This is a genomic window from Trebonia sp., from assembly GCF_049794275.1.
In the GTDB taxonomy this organism is placed as follows: domain Bacteria; phylum Actinomycetota; class Actinomycetes; order Streptosporangiales; family Streptosporangiaceae; genus Trebonia.
In genome coordinates this window covers 1-1,710 of the sequence record NZ_JBARCR010001125.1, presented here as the reverse complement: position 1 = coordinate 1,710, position 1,710 = coordinate 1, and the positions used below count along the sequence as shown (strand labels likewise).

General features: G+C 69.8%; 2 protein-coding genes. Both read left to right on the top strand.

The window, feature by feature from the left end; all coding sequences use genetic code 11:
• The first annotated feature begins 100 nt into the window (after window positions 1–100).
• Entirely contained in the window at window positions 101–511 is a 411-nt protein-coding gene (locus WA805_RS27965) for an ATP-binding protein (protein ID WP_422272386.1), read from the top strand.
• Between the two features lie 207 nt (window positions 512–718).
• Window positions 719–1,710, top strand: a 992-nt coding sequence (locus tag WA805_RS27960; RefSeq protein WP_425243825.1) for an ABC transporter ATP-binding protein, incomplete at its 3' end; no start/stop codon positions are given.

The window sequence follows — 1,710 nt, the reverse complement described above, 5'->3', positions numbered from 1 at the left end:
GATGTCTTGCAGTGCAAGTTGCATAACCATTTCCAGTGCAACAGCAAACCGAGCATCCGCGCATCCGGAGCATCTCCGCATCCGTCAGCTGAGGAAACCGATGAACGCAACGGCCCCGGCCCGCACGGCCGAACTGCACCAGCGCCGCATCCGGCTTGCCCGGCAGCCAGTCGCGGCGGGCCAGGCCCGCGGCCAGGTCCGCGACGCCCTGCGCTCCTGGCAGGTTCCCGTCGACCCGGATGTCGCGATCCTGCTGACCAGCGACGTCGTGACCAACGCCATACTGCACGGCGCCGGCCCGAGCGTCACGGTCGCGATCAGGTGCTCGCGCGGCCAGCTGCGCGTCGACGTCTACGACTCCGCGCGGTCGCTGCCCGTCCCCGCCGAGACGCCCGACGAGGACGGAGCAGGACCTGAGCTCGTGCTGGTCGCCCGGCTGGCGGACGACTGGGGCGTGTTCCGCACCCCCGCGGGCCGCGGCGTGTACTTCACGCTCACGTTCAACGGGTAGCCAACGGGGTAGTGAGGGACGGTTGTTACCCAAACGGCACGGCCGAGACCGGCCTGAACGCCGCGTGACCGTTAAGGTGGTTGGATGAGTTCAGCCGAGCCGGTGAGCTGGTAATCCGGGATCGGGAGCCTGCGGTATATTCAGATAAATTCGGTCGGAAAAATTTAGATTCCTCACGGAATTCTCGCGAAAGGGCCTGGCGGCAGCTTGATCACGTTCGAGGCAGTGACGAAGCGGTACCCGGACGGGACGGTGGCCGTCGACGCGCTCGACCTTGAGGTGCCCGCGGGCAAGACCGTCGTCCTCGTCGGCCCCAGCGGCTGCGGCAAGACCACCACCCTGCGGATGACCAACCGCCTCGTCGAGCCGACCGAGGGCCGGATCACGCTCGACGGCAAGGACATCAGGGAGCAGAACCCGGCCAGGCTGCGGCGCGGCATCGGCTACGTGATCCAGCAGACCGGGCTGTTCCCGCACCGGACCGTCGAGGACAACATCGCCACGGTCCCGGTGCTCAACGGCTGGCGGCGGCAGAAGGCGCGGGACCGGGCCCGTGAGCTGCTCACCACCGTCGGCCTGGACCCCGCGCTGGCGGGGCGCTACCCGTACCAGCTGTCCGGCGGTCAGCAGCAGCGGGTCGGGGTGGCCCGCGCGCTCGCCGCGGACCCGCCGGTACTGCTGATGGACGAGCCGTTCAGCGCCGTCGACCCGGTGGTGCGCAGCTCGCTGCAGGAAGAGCTGCTCGCGCTGCAGCGCGAGCTGCAGAAGACGATCCTGTTCGTGACGCACGACATCGAGGAGGCCATCAAGATCGGCGACCTGGTGGCGCTGTTCCGGCCGCACGGCAAGATCGCCCAGTTCGACACCCCGGAACGGCTGCTCGGTGCCCCCGCGGACGACTACGTGGCCGGGTTCGTCGGCTTCGACCGGGGCATCAGGCGGCTGTCGTTCTTCAGGTCGCAGGGCCTCACGCTAAGCACCGGGCCGGTGCTCAGCGCCGACACGACCGTCGCCAAGGCGCAGGCCACCGGCGAGCCGTGGATCCTGGTCACCGACGGCGGGAAGCCGCGCGGCTGGGTCCAGGCGGACAGCCTGGGCGGCCACGCCGGCGACACTCCGCTGAGCCAGGTGCCCGCCGAGCCGTTCGGGCACACGTTCACGGTCGGCACCGACTCGCTGCGGGCGGCGCTCGACGCGGC